At 57.9% G+C, this 6,000-nt stretch carries 5 protein-coding genes and 1 tRNA gene; 5 read left to right on the forward strand and 1 reads right to left on the reverse strand.

The window, feature by feature from the left end:
• Positions 1-176: 176 nt before the first annotated feature.
• The 5 genes from ACR0DX_RS13820 (at position 177) to ACR0DX_RS13840 (ending at position 5,953) form a co-directional block, all read left to right on the forward strand.
• On the forward strand, positions 177-1,010 hold the full coding sequence (locus ACR0DX_RS13820) for an ATP-binding protein (RefSeq protein WP_170355517.1): 834 nt from the start codon (positions 177-179) through the stop codon (positions 1,008-1,010).
• A 180-nt stretch (positions 1,011-1,190) separates the two neighbouring features.
• Entirely contained in the window at positions 1,191-1,397 is a 207-nt protein-coding gene (locus tag ACR0DX_RS13825) for a helix-turn-helix domain-containing protein (RefSeq protein WP_170355518.1), read from the forward strand.
• 166 nt (positions 1,398-1,563) lie between these two features.
• Entirely contained in the window at positions 1,564-3,261 is a 1,698-nt protein-coding gene (locus ACR0DX_RS13830) for a site-specific integrase (protein WP_170724593.1), read from the forward strand.
• On the forward strand, positions 3,261-4,304 hold the full coding sequence (locus tag ACR0DX_RS13835; protein ID WP_170355520.1) for a site-specific integrase: 1,044 nt from the start codon (positions 3,261-3,263) through the stop codon (positions 4,302-4,304). Before ACR0DX_RS13830 ends, ACR0DX_RS13835 begins: the two co-directional genes overlap by 1 nt.
• Positions 4,305-4,369: 65 nt before the next feature.
• Positions 4,370-5,953: a recombinase family protein gene (locus ACR0DX_RS13840; protein WP_480846462.1), complete on the forward strand. Its 1,584-nt coding sequence runs from the start codon at positions 4,370-4,372 to the stop codon at positions 5,951-5,953.
• Here the strand turns inward: ACR0DX_RS13840 and ACR0DX_RS13845 are convergent.
• Positions 5,910-5,986 (reverse strand) — tRNA-Met (locus tag ACR0DX_RS13845). The genes ACR0DX_RS13840 and ACR0DX_RS13845 overlap by 44 nt on opposite strands.
• Between the last annotated feature and the right edge of the window lie 14 nt (positions 5,987-6,000).

Genomic DNA, 6,000 nt, shown 5'->3' on the forward strand with positions numbered 1-6,000 from the left:
GCCGCTCGACACAGAACCTAGCCAAATTGTTCTCTTCCTGTTCTTTTGTTGATGTGCAACCTTGGAAGGGGTCGCCGTGTCTCAATCAGCGCTTTCTGAGCAATCAGTACCGCCTTGTTGCACGTAAGCTTTTGGACGCACGACCAGACCCTAGAGTGTGCCAAACGGAGAATAAAATGAGCGCTAACGCGGACAGCGGTCTGAAGGACAATCGAGACGTTGCACATACTGAAGTTGACTATTCCGTCTATCCGCACATGGATGGGATCAAGTGCTCGATGTCATGGAAGCTCGGCAGTTATGGCGAACGCGGTGCTCTATCTGATGACATGATCGGGAGCTTGGCTGAACGGTTTGGCCTGCCAACTAAGCTCGTACGCGAACTCTCTGTGCTTCTTGGGAACTGCCTCAATAACGACGACGACATCGCAATCAACCTGACTGAGGTCCGTCGCTCGCAAGCGATTGTACGAGGTCAAAAGCACCTCAAGACACTCCTGCGGGAAGCCACGCGGGGCACAATTACTACACAAGAACTCCGGAACGCATTGGGCTCGCTTTCGACTTATTTCGTATCGACGCCAGAAGATGCAGACCTACTTCCGCAGCTCCTCAAAAAGCTTGAGACCGCAACGACACTTACTCAGGATGTCATCGATGACATTCGACGCATCCATGGGACACCTGGTGCGGTTGCGGAGATGTCGCCGCGAGACAAGCGGTTCTCGCGCGACAAACGCCGTCAGTACATCGTCGAGAGTTGCTGCCATATCTGGAAAGATGCCGGTCGCCCTCTGACCTACACGACATACTCAGACGGTCGTCCAGGAGGACAACGGCAAGGTCCACTCATCAACTTTATCCAGGCTGTCGTGAAGATGATCACCGAGCCGGGGCAAATCCTGAGCGGTGAGACGATCCGCGTGGACATCGACGGTTTTCGCGACAAGCTTGAGCGCGAAGAGCAAGAGCGTTGGGCGCCGCCGGAATTGGGCAATCAATACACTTAGAATGAGCAAGCCCGCGTTGTCATGGTCATGGCATGACACGCGTTCCTGCCACACCCCCTTCTGACGACTACGCGCGCAAGCAGGTTGAGACAGCGATTGACCAGTTGGTCCGATTGCTGGCTGCCCAGGCAGTACGGGAACTGGGCCGGGACGCCTCTGACCAAAAGGAGGCGCATCAGTATGCCACAGATCAATGCGAAGAAGAGCCCACCCCGCAAGCTTCTGACGGTGAAAGACGTCGCTGAACTGGACAATTGCTCGGAGAAGACGGTGCGCCGTGCGATTGCGGCTGGCCTGCTTGAGGTTATTCGGGTCGGCCCTGGCGGACGCCTCATCCGCATTGATCCGGCAGCTCATGCCGCCTACCGGCAGGCACAGTGCTGGTAGGTAATCGCGATCATTAATGTACATTAATGTCAATGGGTTATGAAATTTTCGGGAAGAGGGCCTGCCCGTAAGTTTCTAACTTTCTATGCTACGCTTTTCCCGAATCGGACCCCCTGTCCACACCCGTCCGCCCGAGACCTGACATGTCCAAAGGACCGCAAACCCGATGACTAGCCAGAGCCCCGTTCCATTGACATTGGCCTTCGTCAAAGCCGACACACCGATGTTCGCCGAGCTCATCGACCAACTGCACTCCGACAGCTCTCTGTCGGACGGACGCCGTCGCGACATGATCTCCGGTCTGCGCCGCGTGGCCAAAGCCCTTGGGCTGCCGCCAGAGGATGTGCCCTGCGACAGTCGCTGGTTGCAGCCCCGTCTGTCCAAAGTCACACCGGCAGCACTCGGTCTTACACCGAAGAGTTGGCAAAACGCGGTGAGTGATGCGCGTGCCGCCCTCGCGCATTTCGGGCTGGTGGAACACCGCTTCAACCGGATCGATGATCTGTCTCCCGATTGGCACGCGCTCTGGACAGCTGTACTTGCGTCCAGGGACAAGACATTGCAACCCGCGCTCTGCCGCTTCGTACACTTTCTAAACCGGCAGGGCGTCAAACCTGCCACTGTGTGTGAAGAGCATGCTCAAGCCTATCGCGTAGCCCTTGAGCACAACGAGATCAGCAAATCTCCTGATGTTGCACATCGTGCCGCTGTCAACGGCTGGAACCTGGCGGCTCGACGTATTTCACAATGGCCCAACGTCACTTTGCCTCTGGAATCGCGTCGGAAGGTCATCACTTTTCCGGTGACTGATTTTCCGGCGCCATTCCAAACTGATCTTGCAAAGCTGATGCATCGTCTGTCCAATCCAGACCTGCTGGCAGATGACGGACAGAACAGAGCACTACGACCCGCGACCCTGTCCCAATACCAAAGGCAGTTGGTTCGGTTCGCCTCCGAACTCATTCACTCTGGTATCCCGATCGCGGAGATTGGCGGATTGGACGTCCTGATTAATCCGGCAATGGCTGAACGGGGTTTGCGCCAGATGTTATCGCGCACCAACAACCAGACCACAAAGATGATCAGCGAGATTGCCGCGTTACTCCGCAATCTGGCCCGGTTACTCAATGCACCCGAAGGCACCCGGGAATTACTGGCTGGGCTTGCAGCGCGTCTGGCGGTCAAACCCCAGAATGGCATGACCCAAAAGAACCGAAGCAGACTTCGAATGTTGCAAGAGGACCGGCATCAGCAGCGCCTGCTACTCCTGCCCGAACGGATTTTCGCGCGACCACGCGGCACCTCCAAGCCGTACGGATGGGCTCTGGCGCGCGAAGATGCGCTCGCAATCGCCATCCTGCTGGTCTGCCCCGTCCGTGTGAAGAATCTGGCTGGCATCCACATTGAACGCCACCTGCACCGCCCTGGTGATGGCCGAGCCTACCTGGTTCTGGAAGACGGTGAGACCAAAAATGAACGACCTGTCGAGTTCGAGATTCCGCGTGATGTATTGCGCATGATCGACAGCCATCTCAAATCTCGTTGCCCGGAACTCTGCCCCGCTGGAACGCCTTGGCTGTTTCCCCGCAGGGATGGTCAACATTCTGTTGATCCCGGCGTTCTGTCTGGGCGCATCTCCAAACGGATCCGGAAAGAAACGGGGTTGGAGATGAACGCCCACCTGTTTCGGCATTTCGCGGTGATGAACTGGCTCGACGCCAATCCCGGCGGCTACGAGGTTGCGCGTCGGTTGCTCGGACATTCGGAGGTCAGCCACACCATCAACATGTATTCCGGTCTTGAGGCACGTTCGGCAACCCGCGCCTTTGCTGACCTGATAGACGCCAAGAAAGGGCGTCGCTGATGAGCCTTGTTCTGCCGCTCGACGAATGGCCCGCGCAAGACCGGGATATGTGGCTCAGCCTTCAGGCGGTAGGTGGACCACTCGACGATTGCGGTGCCCTCGCTCATCTACGCGCAACCTCGTTAAAGACGTTAGAGTTGCGCTATGCCCGATGGTTGCAATGGCTGATTACCAGCGACGCGGAGGCGATCACACTGCCTCCGGCTCGACGCGGGACCCTGCCGCGCCTTTCCGCTTGGCTTCGGGACCTCTCACACACCCGGCCGATGACTCGGTTGATGTTCATTGATGGCGTGTTGCGTATCCTCTCCGTGGCTGACCCGACGCAGGACTGGTCCGCTCAGCGGAAGTTAAAAGCGGGATTGAAGCGCGCCGCGGGTCGAGGTGATCGGGACCGTAAACTTGGGCGTGTGTTGTCCAGCGAAGTTCTATTCCGTGCAAGGCTGTCTCTGGCGACGGGTCATGCAGAAGCTGCGTCAACACCGCTAAGCAGTATGATGTGCCTGCGGGATGGCACCATGATAGCGATGTTGGCCCTGATGCCGATGCGGCGACGCGCCTTCGCGGGCCTTCGGATTGGCATATCCCTGTATGTCGCAGCAGACACGATGACCGTCGCGCTCCCCGGGGATCTCACCAAATCAGGGCATCCCTGGGAAGCTGATGTTCCACCGAGCGTTGAACCCCTCTTGCGCCGTTACATCAACGAAGCCCATTCCTTTATTATGGAGCGTGGCCAACAGCATCACAATGTCCTGTGGGTTGGCCGGTCTGGTGCTCCTTTTAAGAAAGACGCGCTGAGCCCTCGGATCGCGGAGCAGACACTGAAGCTGACGGGTCGCCGTATTCCACCGCATTTCTTTCGGGATGCTGCCGCGACAACCCTGGCCCGCTCTTCTCCGGAACATGCCAAGCTAATTCGACCAATTCTTGCGCATACGAGCTTCGGAACCGCCGAGCGCCACTACATCCACGCACAGACAATTGAAGCGGGCCGCGACTACGCGGCTTTGATCAACCAGAAGAGAAAGGCCCGGCGATGACCCGCGTTGCAATCTATGCCCGTTTCTCCAGCCAAATGCAGAGAGACGCATCCATCGACGACCAAATGCGACTGTGCCGGGAACGTGCTGAGCGGGAAGGTTGGACTGTTGTTGACGCCTATTCTGATCGTGCGGTCTCCGGCGCCTCCATGTTGCGCCCCGGTCTGCAAGCGCTGTTTCATGCTACACAGGAAGGACAAGTTGATCTGATTTTGGCGGAAGCGCTGGACCGGTTGAGCCGAGATCAGGCGGATATCGCCGCGATCTTCAAACGGCTAAGCTTTGCAGGGGTTTGCATCGTGACGCTGGCTGAGGGCGAGATCAGCGAATTACACGTAGGTCTCAAAGGCACCATGAACCAACTGTTCCTCAAAGATCTGGCGGACAAAACCCGGCGCGGTCTGCGCGGGCGTGTAGAGCTTGGGCGCTCTGGCGGTGGCAACAGCTATGGTTATGACGTCGTCCGGCGTCTTGGGCCAGACGGCCAACCCGTCACGGGGGAACGAGTGATCAACGCAGCGGAAGCTGAGATTGTCCGACGGGTACTTCAAGAGTTCACCGAAGGGCACTCCCCAAAAACAATTGCGCGACGTCTCAACACTGAGGGTGTCCCAGGTCCCCGTGGCAAGTTATGGCGTGACACCGCCATCCGAGGGCACCGAGTGCGGGGTACGGGTCTCCTAAACAATGAGCTTTATATTGGCCGCCTGGTCTGGAACCGGCTGCGCTACATCAAGGACCCTGAGACCGGCAGACGTGTTTCTCGTCTCAACGATCCGTCCAAATGGATCATCCCGGAGGTCCCTGAGCTGCGGATCGTCGGGGATGAACTTTGGGAGGCGGTCAAGCAGCGGCAAGGCGAGATCGAAGCTGATCCCCGCGTCAAAGCCATCAAGGAAACCCGGTTTTGGGAGAAGCGTCGCAAGAAGCACCTTCTGACAGGTCTTGCATTCTGCGGCACCTGCGGAGGACCACTCACCACTGTCGGGCGCGACTATCTCGCCTGCTCTGCCGCTCGCAAACTCGATACCTGCATGCACAGGCAATCCATTCGCCGCCATGTTCTGGAAGACGCCGTTTTGGATTTGCTTCGCCAACGTCTGATGCAGCCCGACGCAGTGGCCGCTTTCATAAAGTCCTTCAGCGAAGCCGCCAACGCAGAAGCAGGCACAGCAGAGGTAGCCCGGACCCGTCTGCAATCCGAGCGGGACAAAGCGGCGCGCAAACTGAATGGGTTCTATGATGCAATCGCAGAGGGCATTCGCACCCCCGGCCTTCAAACGCGGCTCGAAGAGCTTGAAGCGCAGATCGCCGGTCTTGATGCGAAGCTGTCTGAGCCTGCGCCTTCACCAGTGCGACTGCACCCGAACCTGTCCCAACTCTATCGCTCCAAGGTCGCTGATCTTGCAAAGGCGTTATCGGATCCGTCGATCCGTACAGGGGCTTTGGAGATCATCCGGGGCCTGATCGAGCGTGTCTCGGTCCAACATAAACAGGATAGCGTTCAGATCGAACTGGAAGGGGCACTTTCAGCGATGATTGGGTTGGCCCAGAACGAACAAAGCCGCCCTGAGGCGGCTTGTTCGAGACTCTGTTCGACCCAAGTGGTTGCGGGAGCAGGATTTGAACCTGCGACCTTCAGGTTATGAGCCTGACGAGCTACCGGGCTGCTCCATCCCGCGTCAGAGTCAGATTT

This window comes from Ruegeria sp. D3 (assembly GCF_056534465.1).